Consider the following 24,446-nt stretch of genomic DNA (forward strand, 5'->3'; position numbering starts at 1 on the left):
ATCGTCCCCTCTTATTCCGCTAAAAAGGATTCCTCAAAGAAGTCCAGTTGATAATCCAACGATAGCGAATCATTGAAATAAAATGTCTCGGCATCCGCCACAAACACTTGGTTGTTCTGCACAGCCGGAATGTTCTGGAACCACTCGGCATCCAAGAAGCTCGCTTCCGGATCAGTTGCGGCCAAACTCAGGATCAGGTAATCGCCGATGTAATCACCGAGCACCTCTTCCGAAATGGCATAATAGCCTGCATCCAGGGCGTTTTCTTTGACCATTTCAGGCATATTCAGGCCCATTTCTTGGTAAAGGATTTCCGTTCCGCGTGCCCAATTGTCGCCGAAAATGTACATCTGTTTCTCGAAGTTCTCGGCAACCGTGACCGTTGCATCTTCGCCGATGGCTGCCTTGATTTCCTCACCGACTGCCTGTGCCTCTGTCTGGAATTCCTCCACCCATGCGACAGCTTCCTCTTCCTTGTTGACTACTTTACCGATTTCCACAATCTGTTCCAGGTAGGAAAGTTCACCGTATGTGAACAATACTGTAGGCGCGATTTCCGAGAGTTGGTCGGCATTTTCGATGTTGTCCAATCCGATGATCAGATCCGGATCCAATTCGAGGATTTTTTCGACGTCGGCATTCGATACGACTGCGACTCCGCTGAGCCCTTCCCTGAAATTCGGGTTTCCGGCAGACCAAGCGTCCACGCCGACGATGTTGACGTCGAAGTTGATGAGGTCCCCAGCATAGGATGACAGCACCACTACCCGTTCCGGATTGGCCGGAACCGCGATTTTTTCGCCGTCGCCTGTTGTGTACGTCACCGTTTCGGCAGCTGCGCTTTCGCTCGTCTCATCGGCTGTATCCGTTGCGGAGCAGGCCCCGAGGATCAATCCGGCACCCATTAGCATTGTCAACGATAGTTTGTTCATTTTTTTCATGTTCATTCTCCTTTTTTTATCAATTCGTACCCGATGATGACTGGTTTTTTTGTCTTTTCGTCCGGCTGGATGGTCGGGCGGATATTGAAGATGGCCGCGATGTTTGCTTCGGTGACCACTTCCTCCGCTGAACCCTGGCAGACGACTTTGCCGTCCGAGAGCGCAACGATATGGTCGGAATAGAGCGAAGCCTGATTGATGTCATGCAGCACCATCACGATCGTATAGCCCTCTTCTTCGTTGAGCTTCTTCAGCAGTTCCAAAATCTCCAGCTGGTAGCTGATGTCCAGATAGGTCGTCGGTTCATCCAAAAAGATGATGTCGGTCTTTTGCGCCAACGACATCGCCAACCAGACCCGTTGCCGCTGCCCACCCGACAGTTCATCGATGTAGCGGTGACGCAGCTCGTCGATTTGCGTCTTCTTGATCGCCCAGTCGATGATTTCCTTGTCCTCGCTGCCCAATCCCCTTAAGCCTTTCCGGTGCGGGAACCGTCCGTACGAAACGATTTCTTCGACCGTGATGCCGGAGAGATTTTCCTGCCGCTGCAGCAGGATCGCGATCCTTTTAGCCAAGCGTTTCGTATCCATCGTAAAGATCGAAACACCGTCCAGCAGAATGTCCCCGCTCGAGCAAGTCAGGATGCGCGACATCGCCTTCAACAAGGTCGACTTGCCGCATCCGTTCGGCCCGATGATCGTCGTGATTTTTTGCGGTGCGATGGTGACTGAGATATTTTTCACAATGATCTCCTTGTCGTATTTGATTTGCACCTCCTCAACCTTCAGGCTGCACATGCCTTCATTCCCCTTTCTTTATCCTTGCAGAAGCGATCCATTTCCGAATCGTTCTTGACATTTTCGAATAAAAATTATTTAATTGATAATGAGAATCATTCTCATTTATAATTTATTCTATTATCATTCATAACATACAATTAGTCAACAGAAAATGAGGTGGTCTTTTGAACGAAGTATTTGACGTAACGATAATTGGTGGCGGGCCTTCGGGTCTGTACAGTGCTTTCTACAGCGGTTTGCGCAATCTCAAAACGAAGCTGATCGAATCCCAGTCCGTCCTCGGTGGCAAAGTTAACCTGTACCCCGACAAAATCTTGTGGGATGTCGGCGGACTGACGCCGATCACCGGCAAACAGTTCCTTTCCAATTGCATCACGCAAGGTCTCACGTTCCACCCGACCGTCTGTCTGAATACGGAAGTCAGCCAGATCACCAAAGCAGCCGGAATTTTCGATATCCGCGCCAGCAACGGCGATCATCATTACACGAAAGCGGTGATCCTTGCATACGGCAGTGGCATCATCACACCGAACAAGTTGGCGGTGGAAGGTGCGGAGCAGTTCGAAAGGACCAATCTGCATTACATCCCGAACAGCCTGCACGCGTTCAGCAACAAGAAAGTTTTCCTTTCGGGAGGCGGAAACACAGCGATCGAGCAGGCGAACGAATTGCTGGCCATCGCAAACGGTGTGACATTGGCTTGCCGCAGCAATGAACTGCGCGCGCATGAACACAGCGTTGAGACTTTCCGCAACAACGGTGGAAAGCTGCTTCTGGAAACACAGATCCGCTCGTTCCATTCCAACCGCCATGGAGAGATCGAAGCCGTTTCCCTCTCAGTCGGCGGTGAGCATAGGACGGTGGCTGCCGATGCGGTCATCGTCAACCACGGCTTCGCCAGCAAACAGGACATCTCCTTTGGGGCTGCGCTGGGGATTCAATTCAACGACAACTATTTCATCGAAGGCAGTCCAGACAGCACGATCGGACATCCCGGCATCTTCGCGGCAGGCGATGCGATCGCCTACACGGGCAAAGTCAATCTGCTGGTCGGCACTTTCCAGGATGCCGTGAATGCCGTAAACAGCGTCAAACAATACCTGAACCCTACCGCTGAAAAGCACGCGATGGTGTCCTCGCACAACGAAGCCTTTGTGGAGAAAAATAAACAATACAGTCTGTAGATTTTATATTGAAAAAGCAAAAGCAGCCGATGGAGCGTCCTATCGACTGCTTTTTGCGTTTAGTGTACCTTTCGTCGGCTATTCGGCATTGGTTCCTTACAGATCAGCCGACGAAGTGAGCGCCTGTTGACTGTTCGTCATTCATTTTTCCCACAACAGTTGACGGCTGAAGTTTTTGTCGGCTGTTCCGCATTTATTCATCCATCAACAGTCGACACCCAAAAATAAAAACGCAGGCCAAGTCTCATCCTAAGAATGATTCCTGCCCTGCACCACTATTTCGCCATCAGATTTCGTACTCGACAGCCCGTCTGGCTTCGTCCTCAGTTGCTTCTTTGTACATTTTGCGGGTTTTCTTCTTGCCGACGCCTTCCACCCACCATTGCCAAAAATCGTCGTCCTTGTGATGAGAAATCCCGCCCATCAGGATGCCCCGTTTGTAGACATTTAGTTCCGTGTATTCCGCATTTGTTTTGTCTGATTTCAGCCAAAAAATCATCTGCACGCCTTCTCTCGTTCGAATTTGTTGCTGTGTTTATAAGTGCTTGAAAAATCCCATAAAACAACTCTACTCCTATTTTAAAAAGGTTTCAACAAAAAATAATTTCGATGTCAATTTTGAAGCTGTATATCGCCAAAATGGATAGGACATTTTACTCAGAAATGCCTGGCATAAGTGCTATACTGACCTTAGAAATCCTTATTCCACGAAAAAACAAAACCGGATCCGGATTTCGGAAATCTGAAAAGCAAAGGGGTTTGTATCATGAACAGAGAGCAATTCGACATCATGAAAAATCGCAAAGGTTTCATTGCTGCGTTGGACCAAAGTGGCGGCAGCACGCCCAAGGCACTGGCATTGTACGGCATTTCGGAAGATAGCTACACAGGTGAAGAAGAGATGTTCACGCTCGTCCACGAGATGCGCTCGCGCATCATCACCTCGCCTGCGTTCAGTTCGGAACACATCTTGGGAGCCATCCTGTTCGAGCAGACGATGGATCGTAAAGTAGAAGGCCTCTATACGGCTGACTACCTGTGGGAGAAAAAAGGTGTCGTGCCTTTACTGAAAGTCGATAAAGGGCTCGATGCGGAAGCGGATGGCGTACAGTTGATGAAACCGAATCCGGATTTGGACGCTCTGCTTGCGCGCGCAAATGAGCGCCACATCTTCGGCACCAAGATGCGTTCCGTGATCAAATCGGCCAATCGTGAAGGCATCAAGAAAGTCGTCGCCCAGCAATTCGAAGTCGGCAAGCAGATCATTGCGGCCGGCCTGATCCCGATCATCGAACCGGAAGTCGATATCCGCAGTGCGGACAAAGCTGAATCGGAAGCTATTCTCAAGGAAGAATTGTTGTTGGCGCTGGATGCGTTGAATCCGGACCAATTTGTGATGCTGAAACTCTCGATTCCGAGCGTCGATGATTTTTATAAGGAACTGATTGCCCATCCGCAAGTCGTGCGGGTCGTGGCATTATCCGGCGGCTATTCGCGTGAAGAAGCCAACGAAAAATTGACCCACAATCCCGGATTGATTGCCAGCTTCTCGCGGGCGTTGTCCGAAGGGCTGAGCGCCGACATGACGGATGATGAATTCCAATCCACCCTAGCCGATTCAATCCAATCCATCTACGACGCATCCATCGTTTGATGGACGCGCAAAAGCCCCCGCCTACAGCGTTACGCTGTAAGACGGGGGCTTTTCATGTTGTTAAGCATGTTCTGCATTGCGTTTATGCCAGCTTCTGACGATTGCCGAAAGCGTGAAGCAGATGATGAAATATACCAAAGCCAGGAAGCCATAGATCAAAAATACTTCTGAAGTTTTTGTTACTTTTCCGAGGATAACTTGCCCACTTCTTGTGAATTCCATGATCCCCAGACCAGCCAAGAAAGAAGTATCCTTGATCGTAGTTATCACTTGCGACAACAGCGAAGGGATAATTTTCTTGAAGGCTTGCGGCAAAATGATGTACCACAAAGACTGCATGAATGAAAAACCTTGTGAGTGGGCAGCTTCAAATTGCCCTTTCGGTATCGAATTCAATCCGCCGCGCACGATTTCGGCTACAACTGCCGATGTGTACAGGAACAGGGCAAAAGACCCTTTCAAGGTGATTGTGCTGCCCGGTATCAAGAATGAACACGAAAGCATCCACAATAATAACGGTGTATTCCGGAAGAGCTCGATGTAGGCACCGGCCAACTTTCCGAAGAATTTTTTATCATAATTACGCAACAGGCCCAATACCGTACCGAAGATGATCGAAAGGATGACGACGCCGACTGAAATCAGCAATGCCAGTTTCAATCCTTCCATCATGAACGACACATTCGATGGTGTGAAGACCGTTCTGATCGATTCCATCATTCCATCACCTCCGGAATATCTACGACAACGTTGACGACAACCGAATCATTGTCTTTCAGTTTTTGCTCGTATTTCCGCGCAAATGTTGCAAGCGGGAAACAAAGCAGGAAGTAAAGCAAACCGGCTACTGCGTAAGCAGGACCGTAGTTCAGACTTGAGGAAGCATAAGAATCGGCTACGTACATCAGGTCCGCTCCGGCAATGATCGCCAATACGGAAGTATTCTTGATCAAGTTGACGGCTTGATTGGTCAAAGGCGGCAAAATGATTTTGACCATCTGCGGCAAGATGACGTAACGCATTGTTTGGATGTAGTTGAAGCCCTCTGAGTAAGCTGCCTCTTCTTGGCCTTTCGGAACAGCGAGGATACCTGCACGAACGACTTCAGCGATGTAGGCACCGTGATATATCCCTACGCCGACTACCCCGATAGTAAATTCACTCAACACCAAGCCTGCCATGGCAAGCCCGTTATACATGAAGAAGATTTGGATGAGCAACGGGATATTCTGAAACATTTCTACGTATATTCTGGCAACAGCACGAGGCAATCGGCCTTTTGCCGTGGACATGGTCCCCACGACAACCCCGATGACCAAAGCCAGCAATAACGCCAACACAGCGACTAGGAGCGTACGGATAAATCCGGCTCCAAAGTCGCTGCTGTTTTCAAGAAGGCTTTCCCAACGCCAGAGAGCGAATGGATTGGTACTTCTCATTATTCGCCCAAGCCCCACTCTGTAGTCAATGCATCAAGAGTGCCGTCTTCTCCCCATGCAGTGATTAAGTCATTAACAGACGTTGCCAATTCTGTATTTGATTTTTTGGTCGCAACACCATAATCTTGTGTAGCGAAACGATCTTTCAGGATTTCAGTTGAATCATCCAAGTAGCCAGCCAAGATGGATCTGTCCACGCTGAATGCATCCACACGGCCGGAATCCAAAGCAGCTTTGATTTCTGGGTAAGTCGCGAATTCTGAATAGCTCAAAGTGATGCCGTATTGTTCAGCTTCAGCAGCAATTGCATCGGCTGTTGTCGAACTTTGGGCAACTCCGACTGTAGCGCCGTCCATGTCAGCCAATCCTGTGTAGCCTTTGTCTTTCTTAACCAAAAGGCCGACTGCATCCACGTAATAAGCATCAGAGAAGTTGTATGTTTCTTTACGTTCTTCTGTTACAGTGAAAGTTGCGATGATCATATCCACTTCGCCGTTATCCAATAATGGACCACGCGTTTTGGCCGTTACTGGCACCAATTCGATTGCTTCCGCGTCGCCTAAAATTTCTTCAGCGAGTTTCTTAGCGATGTCGATTTCAAAACCTTCAATCTCGTTTGTTTCAGTGTTTCTTAATCCAAAATTCGGTACATCTTCTTTAACGCCGACTTTCAAAACGCCAGCTTCTTTGATTGTTTCCACAGTCACTTGACCGGAAGCATCTGTTGCAGAGCCAACTGCAGAATCTGCTGTATCCGTAGCGTCACTGCCGCATGCACCCAAGAACAATGCAGCTGATAAACATAATGAAACCCATAGATTTTTCTTTTTCATACCAAATTCCTCCTATAATGTTGTATTCCGAAAAGTTCGGTTATCTTAAAATTTTACCCAAGAACGCTTTTGTCCGCTCATGTGTCGGATTATCGAAGAAGTGCTCCGGAGTGCCTTCCTCTACGATCATGCCGTCAGCCATAAAGATGACCCGATCGGCAACCTGTCTCGCAAAGCCCATTTCATGCGTCACGACAACCATCGTGATGTTCATGCTGGAAAGTTTGATCATGACATCCAATACTTCCTGAACCGTTTCAGGATCCAATGCTGAAGTGGGTTCATCGAAAAGAATGATTTTCCGCTGCGAGCAAAGCGCTCTTGCGATTGCCACCCTTTGTTGTTGCCCGCCTGAAAGCGTTGAAGGATAAACATTCGCCTTTTCGCGCAAGCCAACGATATCCAAATATTCGTAAGCCATTTCTTCCGCTTCTTTTTTGGATTTGCCTTGCAGCTTCATAGGGCCGATTGTCAGGTTCCCTAACACTGTCATATGTGGATAAAGATTAAATTGTTGAAAAACCATTGCAGAGGAATGACGCACAATATCCAACTTGTTTTTAGTTGTGACTTCTGTACCGTCTATAAAAACTTTTCCGTCTGTAGGTTCTTCGAGGAAATTCATACAACGCACCGTTGTACTCTTACCTGAACCTGAAGGACCGATAATGACCACTTTTTCCCCTTCGGCAACTTCCAGGTTGATATCCTTCAACACATGGTTGGCGCCGAAATACTTATTTACGTGCTCTAACTTAATCAATTTTGCCTCAACCCCTTTTGTGCTCGTCATCATACTACTATTATTTCAAGAGCATGGATTGGATCCTTATCAAGAAAGGACCGCTTCTTATTATTATACCATTAATCAAAATTATAATGAAAGCATGATTAAAAATCAATTAAATTGTTCCGTAGAATTGTTAGGTTTTCTAACACGTATTTTCTGTATTCTTACTTAATCGTTAAAAACAGCCTGTTTTGTGCCTGTTTTATGAGAAAGCCTTCCACGATTGTCGCTTTGATAAAAATAAATCCGCGTAAATGAAGCATATCGAGAAAAAAAGCTTCATTCGCAACATATTGTCTGACGGACAATTTATTGGTAATTCTCATTTCATTTCGCGGTTATGCACTGGATCAGCCGAAATGGGCACATTTCAGTATCACTTTCAGCCGTTTTTTGATAAAATGACTGCAGATGAAAATTCCATGATAAAGGGGTACTTACTTTGCCAGAAAAACATAATAAAATTCTTTCTTCCAAAAACTGGGCACCACATACGCACCAAGCGCTGAATGCTGTCATCGCTGCCTACGGGAACCAAAACAGCTCATTCGACCCAGCTGACCCTCCTTACGTTGTATTTGATTTCGACAATACTTCCGCCATCATGGATATAGAGGATACCTTGATGCTTTACATGTTGCTGCATTTGGATTATCGTTTGACACCCGATCAGTTCCATGCGATTCTGATGGATGGCCTTGAAAATGTAGGCGCAACAGAGGCTACGCTCCTTGATAAGACCAATCCGCTTGCTACTATCGGCAATATCGCTGACGATATCAAAACGGCCTATGCTTGGTTGTATAGGCAATATGAAGGTTTTATGCAAGGCGGTATTCTCTCTCTTGAAGAAGCTAAAAAAACTTCTTATTATGAAGAATTCGCTGCAAAAATCCGTCTGTTCTACACGGTCATCAACGGCGACTTCAAAAGAAAAGCCGGCTATCCTTGGATGACTTATCTTTTCGCTCAACGCACAAGCGAAGATTTGCGCCAACTGGCTTACCAATCCATCTCTTATTGGTTGCAGTTCGGCAAATTCGAACGCGTGACCTTGACAAGCCCGGCTGAATTGCCGAGCAAAGCTGGCGTCATCGTATCCCATTACGATACAGGTTTGGCGTTCCCTACCGAATTGAAGGAACTCTACCACGTCCTGAAGGCGAACGGCATCGTCGTCTATGTCATTTCGGCTTCACCTGTGGATGTCGTCCAGGTCGCCGCAACGCATCCGGACTTCGGTTACGGGTTGGACAACGAGCACGTCATCGGCATGTATTACAAGAAGGATGAAAACGGCCTGATCCAACCGTGCATGGAACCCGGCAAAAACATCACCAAAGGCCCCGGCAAGACAGCCGTCATCACGGAACAACTGATGCCGAAGCATAACGAAAAACAGCCGCTGATGCTCTTTGGGGACAGCACCGGCGACTACGATATGATGGTGGAACTGCAGGACACCAAACTCTGCGTCCTCTTCAACCGCTACATGAAAGATGACACCCAAAAATTGGCGCGCGAAGCCTTCGATACAATCGAGGATGCAAACCCGCGCATCGTTCTGCAAGGACGCGACGAAAACAAAGGTAGCCTGCGCCCTTCCGAAAAGACGATCCTTTTGGGGACCCAAGAAGAAGTACTCATCCACGAAACCTAGACAAAAAGAAGCCTCCGCACAATTGAAATATTGTGCGGAGGCTTCTTTTTGTCTATAAAATGATGCGGGATTCGAATTTTTGATGGCAGGTAGGACATTTCACTGTCTTCTTGCCGCGTTTGACGGGCAAACGCAAAGTCGTCCTGCAGTTGGGGCACTTGCGGAAACGGGCCACTTTGATTTCCTTGAACCTTCTGAAAAGCAGCTTCAGCTTTTTCTGGTTCGGTTGCCACCACTTCAGGAATTTGCGGTTTTCCTCAGCGCGTTTATAGATTTTTTTCGAATAAACCCTGAACAGAGCCCAGAAAATCAAAAGTTGCGCCACGAAGACCAACACACCAAAGTCTGTCATTGCACCCAAAAAGTACAGCACCATCCCAGAAATGATCAACGCATTGTAGAGCTGATCCGCGCCGTATCTCCCGCGCATAAAATTCATCATTTTTCTTTTCAATTTTTCCAATTAACTATCCCCTTATCGCTGCGCTGGAATGTTCCTGATGCTTAAGCATCGGCAACAGGGCTTCCATGCACTGTTCCTTCATTATATCACAGCGGACAACGGGGAAATGTTAAGAATAATTGAAAATGATGAGTAGCTAATAATGTGCGGCGGACAGTCCGCCGACGTTGCAGACCGCAAACTGACCGTCAGCTCCGGTGAAGCACGCCTGGCCGGAAAACAGGGTTCAATCCGAACTTGTCCTCCGGTGAGCACCGGCTAACAGGAGCTGAGTCTGTATTCTGTTCCCCAGCTCCGGCTAGTCCCGCCTGGCCGGAGTTGGAGTTCAGACACTCAAAAAAAATCAGCAAAAAAAGAGGCACCAGCCTGATCAACAGGATGGTGCCCCTTTACGAGCTGATTTATTTTTCTTATTTTGCTGCTTGTTTACGGCGTTCAGCCAAGATAGCAACGTTTTCTGCCACTTTTTCTTTAGTCAACGGATAGATGAACCATAGGCATAGCGCAACGCCTGTGTACCCGATTGCAGGCACGAGTGTAGCCACATCGTAGATGCTGTCAAGAACGGAAGCTTCTTGTGTTGCCGCAGCTGATGCGTAACCGATAGCAGCCAGAGCGAAACCGCCCAATCCGCCAGCCAAAGCTTGACCAAGTTTTCTAGAGAAGGAGTAGACTGCGTATACTGTACCGCTATCCGCAGTTCCGGTTTTCACTTCTTGGTAGTCGATGATGTCCGTGATGAAAGCCCAGATGACTACATTGAAGTAGTTCATTCCCAGACTTGCAAGAAACGCCATCGGCAAGAATAACATGACATTGTCTGTATGTAGGAAGTACAGGACTCCGTATACAGCTGCCGAGAAGAACAACGCTACTGTCGCTGATTCTTTTTTACCGAAACGCGAAGCGATTTTTTGTGCGAAAGGTGCAAGCATCAATGTTCCGACAGTACCCAGAATACCGGCTACAGCCAATGTCTTGGAGCTCTTGAAATAATCAGCATAAAGATAAGCATTCATCGTGTTCACCAACAGCATGGACAATAACAGGAAGATTGCAGCTGCGATGATGCCGCCTAGTGCGCGGTTTGTTGATAAGCCTTTGATTAGAACTGCCATCTCTTTACCGAAAGATTGTTTTTCAGTTTCCGGTTTTTGTGGAATCTGTACACGTTCGATCGTGAAGTGATAGCAGAATTGGTACAGTGCGAAAGCAAGAACAGCAAAAACACCGGCAAGGAGCGTGAAGCGTTCAGGAATTACGATTTGTGCACCGTTAGCGTCAGTCTGGTAGACGAACAATGGAACAAAGAATGAGATGAAGATGCTAGCAAGGCTGGCTCCCATGCTGCGGAATACAGAAAGGGAAGCACGATCTTCAGGTTTCTCACTGATGACGGATGCCATCGAGCCATAAGGGATGTTGATCGCTGTGTAGCAGATGCTTCCCCAGAACAGATAAGTCACAAAGATGTAGACGATTTTTGCAGTCATGGACCAGTTTTGAACGACTGATAAGAACATCAGGAAACCGGCGATGACAGCGAATGGTGCTACGCGTTTGATCCAAACACGGAAGCGGCCGTCTTTTGAAGGTTTCAGCGTATCAACGAGACGTCCCATCCCCATATCCGTAAAAGCATCGACAATCCTCGCTGACAAGAACAACGTACCTACAACGGCTCCGCTGATCCCCAACACTTTTGTATAGAACAACATCAAGAAAGAACTTGAGAAGATGAAGAACAGGTCATTTGCGATGTCCCCCGCCATATAGGCTAATTTATCGATCAGACCGAATTCCCTTACATTTCTCTTGTCATCGGTTACATTTTGAACTTTATTTACGCTTGCATGTTGCATTTCATGACCCCTTTTCTTATTTTGATAAATCGACGCCGAACCAGTTGATAAAATGGATAGAAACAATATCACTATGCGATACTCGGTTGCGATTAAAAAACGATAAACGTTTTCAAATGAAACTACGTAACATTTACACACAAAATATACCACGCATTTTTTGCGCATACAACGGATTTATTATTAACAATTTGTGAACGTTTTTCACGATATCTGTCCTGTTCTTGATCCAGCAATTATGTAAACGATACCAAAAAGACCAGCTATCCCTATGTTAATGTGGATAGTTGGCCTGAAAATTAATGCTGTATTTTGACCTTCGTCACAATTGTTTCATTCCCCATCACCAGCACGTTCGTCAAAACAAATGCCATGATGAAGGTAGCGATGCCGATCACAACATACATCGTCAATTGGTACGGATCATAAATATACATCAGTGGCGACAACAACACCGCCAATCCGTAACTGTTCGCCTGGATCCCTAGCAGCGAAAGGGCCATGCCTCCCAGAGCGGAACTCGCCAACATCACGCCGATCGCCTTCATACCGGTGCGCATCACGACCCCGAACAGCGCCGGTTCGCTGATGCCCAGCATCTGGGTAACGGTCGCGGAAATGCCGGCCGTTTTTACGGCGGCGCTGTTTGTCCGCAAAGCAATCGCCAGACACACGGCAGCGTTCGCAAAGCCGTACATCGCGCAAACCGTGATCAGCGGGTTGAATCCGGTTGAAGCGATCAGCGACGTTTCGATCATGATGAACATGTGGTGCATCCCGGTCATGACCGCTATCGGATAGAGGAAACCGATGATCAGGCCGCCGATGCCCAGAGGCAGATGCAGGAACATTTCGATCAGTTTGACAGCCTGTGCTTCAAACCCATGCACCAAGGGGCCGAGCACAAACAGCGCGATGAATACGGAAACCAGGATGACCACAAACGGCGTGAAAATGAGGTCCATCGCGTTCGGCATCACCTTACGCAACTTCTTCTCCAGATTGGCGCCGATGATCCCGGTGATCAAGGCAGTCAAAATGGAGCCTTGGTAACCGACCAATGGAATGACACCGAAAGCCATAATCGGTTCAGCAGTTCCGCTCGCTACGGCATAAGCATTCGGCAAGGCCGGCGAAACCAGCATCAAACCGATCAGGAAGCCGATGATAGGCAAACCGCCGACTTTTTTGAACGCCGACCAACAGATGAAGGCGGTCAGGAAACCGAAGGCTGTGTCCGTCAACACGGTCACGCTGGCGCTCAGCCAAGTTGGTATGGCATCAGGCGTAAGCCCCATCGCACCCAGTACGGTTTCATTGAAAAGCACGCCCTTCAGTCCCAGGAACAGTCCGGTTGCGCCCAGAATCGGGATGATCGGGACAAAGATATCCGCAATATTGCGGACTCCCCGCTGCAATGCCGATGATTCATCCCTCGCTATCTCGTCTTTGGAAGCTTCGCCGAAGGAATACAGCGCTTGCAATTCGGCGTATACTTTATTGACGATGCCGGCTCCGAGGATGATCTGATACTGGCCGGCGTTATAGAAAACGCCTTTGACTTCCTCCACTTCCTCCACCTGATCGTCATCGATCGCTTTGCGGTCCTTCACCTGCAGACGCAAACGCGTCGCGCAGTGGGTAGCGGAGACGATATTATCGTCCCCCACTATCGCTACTATTTTTTTGGCAATCTCCTGGTAATTCGGCAATTTAGACATGTTCTTCATCCTTTCTGATCACGATGGTTTGGTATGGTTTTAAAATCGATTGCGTTCCGGATTGTTCGATGTTTTCGTAGTTGTTCAATAAAACTTCTCCGGAAACCTTCTCTGTTGCGGTTTCCTGATTGCTCATGTTCACAAAAATCTGGATGACCTCATCCCCGACGCGCTCATAGCCGATCACATCATCAGGCGTCTCCAATGGTCCGAATGCTCCATAGATCAGCGTATTCTTATAAATAGAATGATTTCTGAGCTGGATCATCTGTTTATAGAAGCTGAAGATGGAATCCGGATCGTTCACTTGATCCGCAGCGTTGACTTCTTCGTGATCGCCGACTAGTTTGAGCCAAGTTTCTGTTCCCTCATTGAAACCGGCATTTTTCGTGGCATCCCATTGGAAAGGCGTGCGCCCGTTGTCGCGGGAGCGTTGGTTCACAAAAGCGAGCGATTCTTCCGCGGTGAAGCCCTCCAGCACCGCGCGCGGATAGTTATCCAGGCTGGACACATCATTGAAGTCAGCGATCGAATCCCTTTTGAAATTCTTCATGCCGATTTCCTGCCCTTGATAGATGTAAGGCGTCCCCCGCAGAAAGAAGAAGAGGGTTCCCAAGGCTTTCGCGCCAATTTCGTTCTGGTAGGCTTCATCCTTGATGTATTTGGAAAGGGACCGCGGCTGATCGTGGTTTTCCAGGAAGTTCGCTCCCCAGCCGGCTTTTTGGACAGCTTTTTGGCTTTCGAAAATCAGTTCCTTCAGTTCCTTCGGCTTCCAGTCGGTCTTGCGGAACCATTCGCTTCCGTTCTCCACATCGATATCCGCATAATGGAAATCGAAGATCATGTTGAAATAGCCGCCTTCCCCGATGTATTGGTCAAATTCATCATAAGTCACACCGGGCGCTTCGCCAACAGAAACGCATGGATAGTTGTTGAAAGTTTTCCGGTTCAGTTCCGCCAAGAAGTCGGCGATTCCCGGTCGGTTCCTTCCTTTGTGCTTCACGCTGGCCAAACCATCCGCTCCATCGGCAGGTACATCACTGTAATCCTGATCCTTTTTGATGAAGGTGATAGAGTCGATGCGGAAGCCGGCAATGCCTTTTTCCAGCCACCAATTGATCATCATGTAGATTTCTTCGCGCAAGGCTGGATTTTCCCAGTTCAAGTCTGGCTGTCGTTTGTCGAAGGTATGGAAGTAATAGTTGTTTTCTTCACCCGGTACTTTTTCCCAGACACTGCCGCCGAAAATGGACCGCCAGTTGTTCGGCGGGTTTCCGTTCTTGCCTTCCTTGAAGATGTAATAATCCCGGTATTCGCTTGCCGGATTGCGCAAAGCCTGCTGGAACCAGTCATGCTCATCTGAGGAGTGGTTCACGACCAGATCCAGAATGACGCTGATATTCCGCTTCTTGGCTTCATCCAGCAATTCCTCAAAATCGGCCATCGAACCGAACTCGGGTTGGATCCCTTGGTAATCGGAAATGTCGTAGCCGTTGTCGACCATCGGCGAAGTGAAGATTGGACAGATCCACAGCATCGTGATCCCCAGTTCCTCCAGATAAGCCAATTTCTGTGTTATCCCTTTGATGTCCCCACTGCCGTCGTTGTCGCTGTCATAAAAACTCTTCGGGTAAACCTGATAGACGACATCCTCTTTCCACCATTGCTTCTGTTCCATGTGTTCGCTGTCCTTTCTTTCCTTGGTTGCGTTTTTCATGCTGACTCCTCCGCTTGTGGTATCGATACCACATTTCTGTTTTTTGAGAACCCGCCTAAGCGGATTCCCGTTTGATCAATTCTAATTTCAGTTCTTTCGTATCTATCTGATAAGCAGTCTCTTCGATCTGCGCTACCAACACCTTCGTGGCTTCTCTTCCCAATGCATCGACCGGTTGCGCGATCGTCGTCAACTTGACCGCAAGCATCGCCGTGAACGGTTGATTGTCGAAGCCCATGATCGCCAAATCTTCGGGAACTTTCTTCCCTGCCTCCAGGAACTTCTGCAGAATGCCGCTGGCTACTTCGTCACTGCCTGTGAAAATCGCATCCGGCCGGTTGCTTTCCGGCAAGCTCAAAATGTTCTCTGCAATCTGATGACCATCCGCAATCGTATGGACCTCCTTGAAGATCCAATCTTTCTTCATCGGAAGCTTGCTCTCCAATAACGCCTTCTCGAATCCCGCCGTCCTGGCATTCCCGTGGCCGCCCTTAGTCAGGCTGCCGCCCGTACAATAGGCGATTTTTTTGTAGCCTTTCCCGATCAGGTAGTTTGTGGCTTCAAAAGTCGCCTGTTCCTGATTCGTATAGACTTGCGGAATCGTCGAACCCGGGATCCTTTCGTTGCAGAAAACGATGGGTCCGTACTCTTGGTACGTTTCGATCACATCGGGATTTCCTTCTACTGAGCACATGATCAATCCTGTGATCACCTGTTGCTTCAGCAGCTCCAGCATCTTCAGTTCGGCCGCCGGATCGTCATAGGTCTGCATGACCAACACGTTGTAGCCCAACAGCTTGCTGTTCTTTTCGATTGAATCCACCAGATAGGAGAAAAATGGATTCGTTATGCGCGAAACCAGGATCCCGATCATGGTGCCTTTTTTGGAACGCAATTGCGTCGCCACCATGCTGGGCGAATAGTTCAATTCATCCATCGCGTCTTTGATGCGTTTCTTCTTATCATCCGAAATATAAGGATGGTCGTTCAGATACCGGGATACTGTCGAAACGGACAGCCCTGCCTTTTTCGCAACGTCCTTGATTGTCGCCATGCGAATCACTCCTCTCATATTTGTGGTATCGATTTCATAAACAAAGTATAATGGAACCGATTCCGAATGTCAACAGCGATTTTTTAAATTGTTTTTTTTATTTTTATTTTTATTTTTATGCTGCAGGCTCCAAAAAAGAGGAACGAAAGCAATCATCAGATGCCTCCGTTCCTCTTTCTGCAATTATTCTTAAAGATCGATCACATCGCCGCCGGTCACGCCATAGATTTGGGCGGTCACATAGCTAGCGTTATTGGATGCCAGGAAGACATAGACATGCGCCAGTTCGACCGGCTGCCCCGCTCTTCCCAACAACGTTTTTTGTCCGAATTCCGGCAACGCGCCTTCCGGTTGCCCGTGATCCAGTTGCAACGGCGTCCAGATTGGACCCGACGCCACGCCGCTCACGCGGATGCCTTTCTTGGCGAACTGTTTCACCAAACTGATCGTGAAGCTGGCGTTTGCAGATTTGGTGGCGGCATAATCCATCAAATGGGCACTCGGATTGTATGCCTAAACCGAGGTTGTCGGGGGATGATGGCGTCCACCACCAGCAAATGCGGTTAAGCAGCTTTCACCAGTCCGAACATCGAAATGATGTTGCCCACGAGAGTATCTTTGCTTTGTTCCAACGGCAATTACGAGATAGGCTTCCGCACAATTTTTTGTGCGACGTTCAGGACTAATGAAAGACTATCAAATGTTTGTTCCTTAATTGTATATTTTTTATTAAAATAGCCCTCTACAATAATACTCTTAGTTAATTAACTAAAAACATGTTAATATTAAACAATAAAGTATAAAGGAGTTAAGCGAATGATTATTGATGATATTCTTGTTTGGGTACAAAAACTGCCATATTGGCAACAGCTTATATCTGAAAAAATTTTACAAGAAAGTCAAATTCAAGAGGAATTTTTGAATGAGATTTACTCCATTTTTAAACAAGAGAATGAACTATTGAATCAATCATTAATTGAAGAAAAAATTATTTTCCCAGTAAAGGCAAAAAAAACAACTACGGATACCGCAATCAAATGGAAAGGCTTGGGCAATGTTTCTGGTGTCAATGCTTTGAAATCAAACGAAACTTTAGAAATTGGTAATCAACTTACTTTAGTCTATGGTGAAAATGGCAGTGGAAAATCTGGTTATACTCGAATTTTAAATAATATATTTATTTCTCGAGGCGATAAAAATATATTACCCAATATTTTCAAAGATACTCAACAAGACACCCCTTCTGCAAAGATATTTTTTCAAGGTGGAGATGGTACTTCAGAAGAACTTTTATTCCCGGAAGATCGAGACCATTCCTACTGTAAAAAAATTTCTGTTTTTGATTCTACGAGTGCATTAAATGATTTAACCAAAGAGTCAGAGTTAAATTTTGCTCCCATTGAATTTCAATTTTTTGATCAGTTATTACAGTTTACCAACGAAATAAAGAAGAAATTAGAAAAAGAAATCGATGGAAGAACCTTAGATAATGATTTCCCTAATTATTTTGATAAAAACACATCTATAAAGAATTTATTATCTAAATTAGATGGGAATACCGATATAAATGAATTTATGCTACAAGTTAAAATAACAGAGGAAGACACTGATTTTTATAACGAAAAAGCAAAACGAAAGGTGCAATTACAAGCTCTTAATTTAGAAGGTAAACTATCTGAATATAACAAATTAATCTCCAACATAGAAGACATGAAAGTAAAAATAAAAATCTTGAATGAGCAGTTCGATTCGGAACGATTATCAAAAATGAAAGAATTATTATCTGAAAGGGAAGCTTATAGAATTTTATCTTTCAAAGAAGGCCTAGAACAATTCGAAAATGAAAAAATTGAAAACTTAGGATCAGCTGAATGGAAAGAATTTATAGTAGCTGCCCAAAAGTATTATCTGAGTATTGGTAAAGAGATTAACTATTGCATGTTCTGTAAACAGGATTTAGATGGAATTGAAGTAATTGATAAGTATTGGAAATATTTACAAAGTAGTGCTGAAAAGAAATCGAACGACCTTAATAGAAATATAAAAAAAACACAGGACAATTTTTCTACTCTTGATTATGAAATCCTTACTAATGGAACAAAAATCTATGATTGGCTTCAAGAAAATCAAATTACACTGTTTGAAACTTTAATAGATAGTGAGCAGAAGTTTAAATTATTGAAAGAAAAAATTGTTCAATCTCTTCAAACATACATTTGGGCCCCTGAAATAGAAGAACTTTCCTTAGATATAGAAATTTTTAACTCTGCAATAACTTTATTAAATGAAAAGATATCTTCATTGGATTCCGAAAAGGTAAAAAGGGAAATTAATGAAATCCAAAGTTTTGAAGATGAATACTTAGATAAATTAAAGGTTGAAAAGTTAATACCTAAAATCAAAATATTTATTCTAAACAGTTTGTGGGTTGGCCTCGCCAACAAAAAGAAAATATCTACTCGACAAATAACTTTATATCAAAATCAATTATTTTCAAAATATGTTACAACTGAATATGTGTCAAAATTCAATGAAGAATGTATAAAACTTAAAGCAAATTTTTCTGCAGAAATATCTCAACGAGGAAGTAAGGGCACTACTCTTAACAAACTTACTGTAAAAGGGAAAAAAACCGTAGAAATTCTGAGTGAAGGAGAACAAAGGTCTATTGCTTTAGCAAATTTTCTAGCTGAAACTAGTCTTCACAATGAAAATATATGTGTCATTTTTGATGACCCTGTTTCTTCTTTAGATTATAAGAGGAGAGAGGTAATATCAAACCGTTTAGTTGAGGAAGCTAAGAAAAAGCAAGTTGTCATTCTAACTCACGATTTGACTTTTTCACTATCAATACAAAATAGATGTTCTGATCAAAAAGTGGATTGTATTTCTACGACTATCAGAAAGATCCAAAAAACAACTGGAATTATTGATAACTCAATACCGTGGATTGGAATGCCTGTAAAGCAAAGAATAGCACATTTGAAAAATAAGCTTCAACAAATAGAAAAAGATTATAAAACTATCACCCCAGAATCAATAGAAACATATCACGAATATCACGAATTAGCTAAACGTTGGTGTGGAGATTTAAGAGAAACATGGGAAAGAACGATTGAAGAAATATTATTCAATAATTCTGTTCAAAGATTTAGTCCTGCAATACAAACACAAAGGTTAAAATCCGCTACTTTCACTACAGCACTTTACGATGAAATTGAGAAAGGCATGGGGAACTGTTCTAACTGGGTTCACGATCGAGCATCAGGATTAGGAGAAGATATCCCTTCCCTCGATGACTTAAAAAAATATCTCATTGAGTGTGAAACTTTTATAAAAAATAACAGACCAAAATAAATACTTGTACTAAGCAGTCTTGTAATATCTAGATTGCTTTTTTATTTGGAGAAACAATTTTGAAACAAAAGATTCGCAATAGTTTATGTACTAATACTTTCATATATATTTTTATCCATAACAACACTTCCCAATCGAATTGAGAAGTGTCCAAATTGGAATATTCAGAATGTCAATTTTTTGAATATTATGAAGATCTGCGAGTTTTCTTTAGACCTGGTTTTGCATATTTTCCTAGTATTTAACAGCTATAATTCCCCTCCCAACAACAATATTTCTATCTTCTTCTCTGCCCTCTTTGGTAAGAATGATTATATACTTTAAAAATTAGTGTCGCGAAGCTCCTCAGCAGCATCGGCCAACCAGTTTACGTTGCGGATAAGCGCTCTGCCTTGCAGAATCAGGTCTGCCTGGTTGGTTTGAAGGATGTGTTCGCACAAGCCAGGATTGTCCAGTAGCCCTACCGTGGAAACCGGAATCGAAACAACTTCTTTCATCGCAGTGGTGTAAGGGACTTGATAGCCTGGACGGACGGGGATGTTCGGTTTCTTATCAATAAGCCCGCCTGTGGAAACGTCGATGCAATCGATGCCGCCTTTTTCAAGCCATTTCCCGATTGTTTTCCAATCAACCAAGCTGTTTTGTTTTTCTGAATCATCATATGCCGTCAGGGATAACCTGATCCAAAAGGAACTATTGAAGGCGCCGCGTATTTGCTCGATGATTTCTTTTGCAAACAGGTAACGGTTTTCCAGCGAACCAGCGTATACATCCGTCCGTTCGTTGGTCAACGGGGACAAAAATTGATTGATCAGATAGCCGTGTGCGCCGTACAGCTCGATCATGTCGACGCTAGCAAATGCGGTACGTTCTGAAGCTGAATCCTCATAAGTCATGGATATTTATTGGCTGGCAAACCGAATATATTCTGATACTTAGTGAGGATTTTTTTACACTGATGGAGGCTATCCGAAACCATGGGCCTGGTCCATGGTTTTCATTTCCACAAAATAAAAACTCTATCCCTTTTGATATGGATAGAGCATGTAATACGCCAGTTTTTTTTAAATTGGACTTATTTTTTATGATCCTTCTGTTCCAAATCAGGTAGAGGACGAATGCAGCCAAGACAATGACAATCGGCAGAGCCACAAACAGCGGTATGCTGATGGGCTACAGCATACCGCTGGATACCGCCGTTGAGCGCAAAAGTAAAGACGAAAAAAAAGGACAAAAGCACTTGGATGCTCTCGTCCTTCCTTCTTCTTGTTTTGAAATTATTTTTTCTGAATAGTATCTTCAACAATTTATGATCGAAGATTCATAAATCACAGATCGATCACATCGCCGCCGGTCACGCCATAGATTTGGGCGGTCACATAGCTGGCGTTGTTGGATGCCAGGAAGACGTAGACATGCGCCAGTTCGACCGGCTGTCCCGCCCTTCCCAACAAGGTTTTCTGCCCGAATTCCGGCAAAGCGCCTTCCGATTGCCCATGATCCAACTGCAACGGCGTCCAGATTGGTCCTGGTGCCACCCCGTTCACGCGGATGCCTTTCTTGGCAAATTGCTTCGCCAAGCTGATCGTGAAGCTGGCAATTGCGGATTTGGTGGCGGCATAATCCATCAAATGGGCACTTGGATCGTATGCCTGAATGGATGTTGTCGTGATTATGGCGCCTCCCGCCGGCAGATGCGGTTCTGCAGCTTTCACCAGTCCGAACATCGAGATGATGTTGACTGTGAACGTATCTTTGACCTGTTCCAACGGCAATTCCGAAATGGACTCCCGCGCAATCTGCTGTGCGGCATTCAATACAAGTGTGTCCAGACCGCCCAATGCTTCGACGGTTTTATCGATTATTTCTTGGTATTTACTCTCATCGCGAAGGTCATATGGAAGCAAGACAGCTTTCCTGCCGGCCTTCTTTATGTATTCGGCAACTTCGTCAGCATCGCGTTCTTCCCCAGGGAAAAATTGGATCGCCACATCGGCGCCTTCTCTGGCATAAGCGATCGCTGCAGCTCGTCCGATTCCGGAATCGCCACCAGTGATCAATATACGGCGATTCTCCAACAAGTGGTTGCCTACGTAGCTTTCCTCCCCGCAATCGGGTTTCGGTAGCATCTTATCTTGCAAAACAGGGGTGTCTTGATCCTGATCTGTAAATTTTCCAGTGTGATACAACTCTCTTGGATCCTTCAAAATAGGTTCAGCCATCTAATTCACTCCTTTGTCTTTGTAAGAATAGTCTAATACACTTACTTACAATTTGGAAATGATAAGCCTTAGAAAATCTGAACAGATTCGTTTAGACTTGAATAGAATAGAAAAATTTTTACCTCGCAATTTTCTCTTCATCCGCCTTGTATGAGTTCTTAAAGAGATAGATATCTATATCAAAAAGACCTCACTCTTTCAGGAAATGAGGTCTTTTGGGCTAAAGCTGAGTATACTTATTTTAAAGAAATGCAATTTTATCAAGCATCTTTTGCAATTTGGTTATTGAGAAGATTTTAATTACTCTTTTACAAGACTAACCGTAATTTTAGGAGCGTTACGACTATAATTAGGAACTTTCTCAGCGAATTTTTGCAAGTGAGACATTTTATTATGTAACTCAATCGCTTCTGCGCTTTCCCATTTTTCAACCATTACAAAACTATTTTCATCTGTAATAGCTTGGTAAAGTTGATAAGATAAGCAGCCTTCTTCTTTCTTAGATTCCTTAATTAGTTCTGAAATTTCAATTAAAAATTGTTGTTTTTGCTCGGTTATAATATAAAATTCTGCATTGATTACTATCATTTCTCCACCTACTTAAAATTAGTGATTTTCTCTGGCGCAAACCGAACGGATTCGTAGCCTTCTTCCATTGCCTTCCCGATAGATAAGATCATGACCGGGACATATCTTTCTTTATCCAAATCAACTGCCTCCGCCAATTGATCAGCTTCAAAGCCGCCGATGGGATTTGTGTCATAGCCATGAGCACGGGCCACAAGCATGAATTGCATCGCTGCCAAGCTGGAATCGATTTTGACAACATCATTCATCTGCTCTTTTGAAAAGTTTTTGTAGTAAGGAATGATCGCAGCCAATTGTTGGTCCCGAACTTCTGCGGACATTTTCCCTTGTTCGACGGCTGCGTTATAGATTTCTTCCCCATGCTCATAGCATTGCATATCCCCGAATATCAAAACCATCGCTGACGAAGTATCATTTTGTCTTGTGTTGAAACGGATCAGCGGTTTCAATTTGACTTTTGCTTCCTCGCTCTCGACTACCACAAAACGCCAAGGTTGCATATTTACGGATGACGGTGTCGTTGTGGCTTCCTGGATCATTTCCAGCATTTCTTTTTGACTGATTTTAAAATTTTCATCATAAAGACGGATGGATTTTCTTCCGAATGCGATATCCGAAAAATCGTTGTTGATGAGTTTTTTTGTCATGGTAATAGCCTCTTTCTTTTTATCTTTTCAAGTATAGTTTGTTCAGCAAATCGGATAATTGTTCTGCCTCCTCAGCGCTTAATGACAGCGATAAGGAAGATTTACCCTGATCATGTTCTTTTCCGCAGGCTGCCAAATCTTGGATTGCCTGCTCTGATAATTGAACAAAGACCTCTCTGTTGTTCTCTGCATTCCGATTTCGGATGACATAGCCCTTTTGTTCCAATATTTTCAGATGGCGCGTGATTGCCGCACTGTCTATCTTCAGTTCTGTCTGGATCTGATTTTGGGAGCACGTCCCCTTTTCTTTCAGGAACATCAGCATCTCATATCGCGTCAAACTGAAGCCCGTTTCTTTTTCGAACAGCGTATTGATTTCCTGATTTGTGAGTTTGATCTGATATAGCAACCTGCTGATCTCTCTCAAGTTCATAAATGTTCACCTCGATTATGCGGATTTTCCTGGCTGACCGAACGATTGACTGGTCAACTGTTGATTAATCAATCATAAAGCAGCAGCTAACTTTTGTAAAGCAATTTGCCTGGAAAGCAATCAGACATGCTGCCTTCTTATGATCCTATAAAAAAAAATCCCACTCTTCCGAATAGGATCACCCAATTTGTAACATGCGAGCAGCAAGTGCACCGCCCATGAATTATCTTTTGGAAGTCACAAGAGTTATGTAAGGATAGTTACTTACTGACTAAATAGAGTAAAATACCTGCAATTAGCCCACCACGAAGTGCAGCCGATAATAAGTATAGTGATTTTTGAAAACTTTTTCCTCCTAACAATCCATACACAAATATACCTACGCCAGTTGCTAATCCCATATCAACAAAAGCTCCTCCAGTTTGGTGTATAAGAGAAAAAGTCATTCCATGGTTCAGTAACCAAATTGGACCAACAATTAGAAAAGCCGACAAAAAACCTCCAACTACTTTCCAGCGGTTTACCAACCTTCCCCATACTTGTATGATAGCGAAAGGTAATATAAATCCGCCTATAATTGTTAATATTTCTCTATACATCGGGAGCCCCCTTCCTTCTTTCAAAGTAGTGTGAAACTACTGCTGCAAACACTGCACCGATTGATAAAAGAATAATTGTCGGTAATGATGAAAAGCTATTATTAACCCCTTTAGATAAAACATCTCTCGTAAAAACAGCAATCGCGATGCCAGCTCCCATATCGACTGTCGCTGCCTCACTGTCTTGATAGATTAGACCCTTGTAGTGAACAATATACCAAACGGGTCCAATTATTAATATTGCCGCTGCAAAACCAGCATAAATTCCCAAAATGGAAACATAACTCCAAAGGTAAGGGACCAAAAAACCAGCTAAACAATACGCCAAAAATGTTCTGATATAGTTCAAAGACAACACCCCCTGATACCACAAATAATAACATGAGTCCTCTTGTTAATCAGTCAAATTGTTCATTTAATAACACCGTTTACAATTTGTTCACGAAAGTTAATAATTATTGTAAACAGTGTTCTAAGAACGG

The 24,446-nt window shown here is 44.7% G+C and carries 24 protein-coding genes and 1 pseudogene; 5 read left to right on the forward strand and 20 right to left on the reverse strand.

All coding sequences use genetic code 11. From position 1 onward, the window contains the following. Positions 1 to 11 precede the first annotated feature (11 nt). Complete coding sequence (locus C7R73_RS02070; protein ID WP_205076447.1) at positions 12 to 941, reverse strand: ABC transporter substrate-binding protein; 930 nt, start codon at positions 939 to 941, stop codon at positions 12 to 14. Between the two features lie 2 nt (positions 942 to 943). Further along, the gene (locus C7R73_RS02075; RefSeq protein ID WP_106448910.1) at positions 944 to 1,738 is read right to left on the reverse strand and encodes an ABC transporter ATP-binding protein; all 795 of its coding nucleotides are present in this window, start codon (positions 1,736 to 1,738) and stop codon (positions 944 to 946) included. A gap of 167 nt (positions 1,739 to 1,905) precedes the next feature. Here C7R73_RS02075 and C7R73_RS02080 point away from each other — a divergent pair, with 167 nt between their 5' ends. After that, positions 1,906 to 2,925 (forward strand): NAD(P)/FAD-dependent oxidoreductase, encoded by a 1,020-nt coding sequence (locus tag C7R73_RS02080; protein ID WP_106448911.1) that lies wholly within the window; start codon positions 1,906 to 1,908, stop codon positions 2,923 to 2,925. A 286-nt stretch (positions 2,926 to 3,211) separates the two neighbouring features. Here the strand turns inward: C7R73_RS02080 and C7R73_RS02085 are convergent, their stop codons facing one another. After that, a complete protein-coding gene (locus C7R73_RS02085) occupies positions 3,212 to 3,424 on the reverse strand; it encodes a hypothetical protein (protein ID WP_086626957.1) in 213 nt (70 codons plus the stop codon). A 267-nt stretch (positions 3,425 to 3,691) separates the two neighbouring features. Here C7R73_RS02085 and C7R73_RS02090 point away from each other — a divergent pair, with 267 nt between their 5' ends. Beyond that, positions 3,692 to 4,579 carry a fructose bisphosphate aldolase gene (locus C7R73_RS02090; protein WP_106448912.1) on the forward strand — a complete coding sequence of 296 codons (888 nt, stop codon included), beginning with the start codon at positions 3,692 to 3,694 and terminating at the stop codon, positions 4,577 to 4,579. 60 nt (positions 4,580 to 4,639) lie between these two features. Here the strand turns inward: C7R73_RS02090 and C7R73_RS02095 are convergent, their stop codons facing one another. From C7R73_RS02095 to C7R73_RS02110, 4 genes are read right to left on the reverse strand one after another with little or no spacing between them, the layout of a single operon-like run. Next, positions 4,640 to 5,299: an amino acid ABC transporter permease gene (locus tag C7R73_RS02095; RefSeq protein WP_106448913.1), complete on the reverse strand. Its 660-nt coding sequence runs from the start codon at positions 5,297 to 5,299 to the stop codon at positions 4,640 to 4,642. Continuing rightward, positions 5,296 to 6,018, reverse strand: coding sequence for an amino acid ABC transporter permease (locus tag C7R73_RS02100; protein WP_106448914.1), 723 nt, complete (start codon positions 6,016 to 6,018; stop codon positions 5,296 to 5,298). Before C7R73_RS02100 ends, C7R73_RS02095 begins: the two co-directional genes overlap by 4 nt. Next, positions 6,018 to 6,851, reverse strand: coding sequence for a transporter substrate-binding domain-containing protein (locus C7R73_RS02105; protein WP_106448915.1), 834 nt, complete (start codon positions 6,849 to 6,851; stop codon positions 6,018 to 6,020). Before C7R73_RS02105 ends, C7R73_RS02100 begins: the two co-directional genes overlap by 1 nt. 40 nt (positions 6,852 to 6,891) lie before the next feature. Then, on the reverse strand, positions 6,892 to 7,614 hold the full coding sequence (locus C7R73_RS02110) for an amino acid ABC transporter ATP-binding protein (protein ID WP_086627535.1): 723 nt from the start codon (positions 7,612 to 7,614) through the stop codon (positions 6,892 to 6,894). A gap of 469 nt (positions 7,615 to 8,083) precedes the next feature. On the opposite strand from C7R73_RS02110, the gene C7R73_RS02115 reads away from it, so the two are divergent. Further along, positions 8,084 to 9,301 carry an HAD family hydrolase gene (locus tag C7R73_RS02115; protein WP_106448916.1) on the forward strand — a complete coding sequence of 406 codons (1,218 nt, stop codon included), beginning with the start codon at positions 8,084 to 8,086 and terminating at the stop codon, positions 9,299 to 9,301. A gap of 52 nt (positions 9,302 to 9,353) precedes the next feature. Here the strand turns inward: C7R73_RS02115 and C7R73_RS02120 are convergent, their stop codons facing one another. The 6 genes and pseudogenes from C7R73_RS02120 to C7R73_RS02145 form a co-directional block, all read right to left on the reverse strand. Continuing rightward, entirely contained in the window at positions 9,354 to 9,764 is a 411-nt protein-coding gene (locus C7R73_RS02120) for a zinc finger domain-containing protein (RefSeq protein ID WP_106448917.1), read from the reverse strand. Positions 9,765 to 10,174: 410 nt separating this feature from the next. Then, positions 10,175 to 11,626 (reverse strand): MFS transporter, encoded by a 1,452-nt coding sequence (locus C7R73_RS02125; RefSeq protein ID WP_205076448.1) that lies wholly within the window; start codon positions 11,624 to 11,626, stop codon positions 10,175 to 10,177. A 299-nt stretch (positions 11,627 to 11,925) separates the two neighbouring features. Further along, positions 11,926 to 13,347 (reverse strand): PTS transporter subunit EIIC, encoded by a 1,422-nt coding sequence (locus tag C7R73_RS02130; protein WP_106448918.1) that lies wholly within the window; start codon positions 13,345 to 13,347, stop codon positions 11,926 to 11,928. Then, complete coding sequence (locus C7R73_RS02135) at positions 13,340 to 15,064, reverse strand: alpha-glucosidase (RefSeq protein WP_106448919.1); 1,725 nt, start codon at positions 15,062 to 15,064, stop codon at positions 13,340 to 13,342. Before C7R73_RS02135 ends, C7R73_RS02130 begins: the two co-directional genes overlap by 8 nt. Before the next feature lie 55 nt (positions 15,065 to 15,119). Next, entirely contained in the window at positions 15,120 to 16,118 is a 999-nt protein-coding gene (locus tag C7R73_RS02140) for a LacI family DNA-binding transcriptional regulator (protein ID WP_106448920.1), read from the reverse strand. Positions 16,119 to 16,307: 189 nt separating this feature from the next. Then, positions 16,308 to 16,807, reverse strand: a pseudogene (locus tag C7R73_RS02145) (SDR family oxidoreductase); the annotation flags it as partial. A 127-nt stretch (positions 16,808 to 16,934) separates the two neighbouring features. On the opposite strand from C7R73_RS02145, the gene C7R73_RS02150 reads away from it, so the two are divergent. Then, entirely contained in the window at positions 16,935 to 19,475 is a 2,541-nt protein-coding gene (locus C7R73_RS02150) for an AAA family ATPase (RefSeq protein ID WP_106448921.1), read from the forward strand. 320 nt (positions 19,476 to 19,795) lie between these two features. Here C7R73_RS02150 and C7R73_RS02155 read toward each other — a convergent pair whose 3' ends face one another. Then, entirely contained in the window at positions 19,796 to 20,371 is a 576-nt protein-coding gene (locus tag C7R73_RS02155) for an oxidoreductase (protein WP_153060332.1), read from the reverse strand. Positions 20,372 to 20,607: 236 nt separating this feature from the next. On the opposite strand from C7R73_RS02155, the gene C7R73_RS13705 reads away from it, so the two are divergent. Further along, positions 20,608 to 20,769 (forward strand): hypothetical protein, encoded by a 162-nt coding sequence (locus C7R73_RS13705; protein WP_161525847.1) that lies wholly within the window; start codon positions 20,608 to 20,610, stop codon positions 20,767 to 20,769. 34 nt (positions 20,770 to 20,803) lie between these two features. Here the strand turns inward: C7R73_RS13705 and C7R73_RS02160 are convergent, their stop codons facing one another. The 6 genes from C7R73_RS02160 to C7R73_RS02185 all read right to left on the reverse strand — a co-directional run bounded on the left by C7R73_RS02160 (position 20,804) and on the right by C7R73_RS02185 (position 24,313). Beyond that, entirely contained in the window at positions 20,804 to 21,697 is an 894-nt protein-coding gene (locus C7R73_RS02160; protein WP_106448922.1) for an SDR family oxidoreductase, read from the reverse strand. 300 nt (positions 21,698 to 21,997) lie between these two features. Continuing rightward, a complete protein-coding gene (locus tag C7R73_RS02165) occupies positions 21,998 to 22,285 on the reverse strand; it encodes a putative quinol monooxygenase (RefSeq protein ID WP_106448923.1) in 288 nt (95 codons plus the stop codon). Between the two features lie 8 nt (positions 22,286 to 22,293). After that, a complete protein-coding gene (locus C7R73_RS02170) occupies positions 22,294 to 22,932 on the reverse strand; it encodes a nitroreductase family protein (RefSeq protein WP_106448924.1) in 639 nt (212 codons plus the stop codon). A 19-nt stretch (positions 22,933 to 22,951) separates the two neighbouring features. After that, positions 22,952 to 23,365: a MarR family winged helix-turn-helix transcriptional regulator gene (locus C7R73_RS02175; RefSeq protein WP_106448925.1), complete on the reverse strand. Its 414-nt coding sequence runs from the start codon at positions 23,363 to 23,365 to the stop codon at positions 22,952 to 22,954. A gap of 260 nt (positions 23,366 to 23,625) precedes the next feature. Continuing rightward, positions 23,626 to 23,964 (reverse strand): Lin0368 family putative glycerol transporter subunit, encoded by a 339-nt coding sequence (locus C7R73_RS02180; RefSeq protein ID WP_106448926.1) that lies wholly within the window; start codon positions 23,962 to 23,964, stop codon positions 23,626 to 23,628. After that, complete coding sequence (locus C7R73_RS02185) at positions 23,957 to 24,313, reverse strand: Lin0368 family putative glycerol transporter subunit (protein ID WP_239992554.1); 357 nt, start codon at positions 24,311 to 24,313, stop codon at positions 23,957 to 23,959. Before C7R73_RS02185 ends, C7R73_RS02180 begins: the two co-directional genes overlap by 8 nt. Positions 24,314 to 24,446: the final 133 nt, after the last annotated feature.

The organism is Trichococcus alkaliphilus (assembly GCF_003008695.1).
Lineage (GTDB): Bacteria > Bacillota > Bacilli > Lactobacillales > Aerococcaceae > Trichococcus > Trichococcus alkaliphilus.

Excerpts from the sequence above, each read along its gene's own strand:
- C7R73_RS02070 (WP_205076447.1), bottom strand. The coding sequence starts at position 941 with ATGAAAAAAATGAACAAACTATCGTTGACAATGCTAATGGGTGCCGGA.
- C7R73_RS02075 (WP_106448910.1), bottom strand. The coding sequence starts at position 1,738 with ATGTGCAGCCTGAAGGTTGAGGAGGTGCAAATCAAATACGACAAGGAG.
- C7R73_RS02085 (WP_086626957.1), bottom strand. The coding sequence starts at position 3,424 with ATGATTTTTTGGCTGAAATCAGACAAAACAAATGCGGAATACACGGAA.
- C7R73_RS02090 (WP_106448912.1), top strand. The coding sequence starts at position 3,692 with ATGAACAGAGAGCAATTCGACATCATGAAAAATCGCAAAGGTTTCATT.
- C7R73_RS02095 (WP_106448913.1), bottom strand. The coding sequence starts at position 5,299 with ATGATGGAATCGATCAGAACGGTCTTCACACCATCGAATGTGTCGTTC.
- C7R73_RS02100 (WP_106448914.1), bottom strand. The coding sequence starts at position 6,018 with ATGAGAAGTACCAATCCATTCGCTCTCTGGCGTTGGGAAAGCCTTCTT.
- C7R73_RS02105 (WP_106448915.1), bottom strand. The coding sequence starts at position 6,851 with ATGAAAAAGAAAAATCTATGGGTTTCATTATGTTTATCAGCTGCATTG.
- C7R73_RS02125 (WP_205076448.1), bottom strand. The coding sequence starts at position 11,626 with ATGCAACATGCAAGCGTAAATAAAGTTCAAAATGTAACCGATGACAAG.
- C7R73_RS02130 (WP_106448918.1), bottom strand. The coding sequence starts at position 13,347 with ATGTCTAAATTGCCGAATTACCAGGAGATTGCCAAAAAAATAGTAGCG.
- C7R73_RS02135 (WP_106448919.1), bottom strand. The coding sequence starts at position 15,064 with ATGAAAAACGCAACCAAGGAAAGAAAGGACAGCGAACACATGGAACAG.
- C7R73_RS02140 (WP_106448920.1), bottom strand. The coding sequence starts at position 16,118 with ATGGCGACAATCAAGGACGTTGCGAAAAAGGCAGGGCTGTCCGTTTCG.
- C7R73_RS02150 (WP_106448921.1), top strand. The coding sequence starts at position 16,935 with ATGATTATTGATGATATTCTTGTTTGGGTACAAAAACTGCCATATTGG.
- C7R73_RS02155 (WP_153060332.1), bottom strand. The coding sequence starts at position 20,371 with ATGACTTATGAGGATTCAGCTTCAGAACGTACCGCATTTGCTAGCGTC.
- C7R73_RS13705 (WP_161525847.1), top strand. The coding sequence starts at position 20,608 with ATGACAATCGGCAGAGCCACAAACAGCGGTATGCTGATGGGCTACAGC.
- C7R73_RS02160 (WP_106448922.1), bottom strand. The coding sequence starts at position 21,697 with ATGGCTGAACCTATTTTGAAGGATCCAAGAGAGTTGTATCACACTGGA.
- C7R73_RS02165 (WP_106448923.1), bottom strand. The coding sequence starts at position 22,285 with ATGATAGTAATCAATGCAGAATTTTATATTATAACCGAGCAAAAACAA.
- C7R73_RS02170 (WP_106448924.1), bottom strand. The coding sequence starts at position 22,932 with ATGACAAAAAAACTCATCAACAACGATTTTTCGGATATCGCATTCGGA.
- C7R73_RS02175 (WP_106448925.1), bottom strand. The coding sequence starts at position 23,365 with ATGAACTTGAGAGAGATCAGCAGGTTGCTATATCAGATCAAACTCACA.
- C7R73_RS02180 (WP_106448926.1), bottom strand. The coding sequence starts at position 23,964 with ATGTATAGAGAAATATTAACAATTATAGGCGGATTTATATTACCTTTC.